General features: G+C 68.4%; 1 protein-coding gene. It reads left to right on the forward strand.

The features are described from left to right. The coding region (locus FVA95_RS29555; RefSeq protein WP_149666962.1) for an IS3 family transposase at nucleotides 1-354 on the forward strand (354 nt) is incomplete at both ends.

Genomic DNA, 354 nt, shown 5'->3' on the forward strand with positions numbered 1-354 from the left:
CCCGCGGAACGTACGGGTGGCCGCGTGTCCACGCCGAGCTCACGCTCGGTCTGGGCCTGGTGGTCAACCACAAGCGCGTCGCCAGGCTGATGCGCGAGGCCGGCATCCAGGGCCTCTACCGGCGGCGCCGCCGCGGCTGCACGGTCCGCGACCCGCACACCGAGCCCTACACCGACCTGGTCGACCGAGACTTCACGGTCGACGGCCCGAACGAATTGTGGTGCACCGACATCACCGAACACCCCACCGAGGAAGGGAAAGTATACTGTGCTGCGGTCCTTGACGCCTACTCCCGGCGCGTCGTGGGCTGGTCAATCGACGACAACATGCGCACCGAACTCGTCACCGACGCGC

Origin of the sequence: Pseudonocardia sp. EV170527-09, from assembly GCF_008369905.1 — a bacterium.
GTDB lineage: Bacteria > Actinomycetota > Actinomycetes > Mycobacteriales > Pseudonocardiaceae > Pseudonocardia.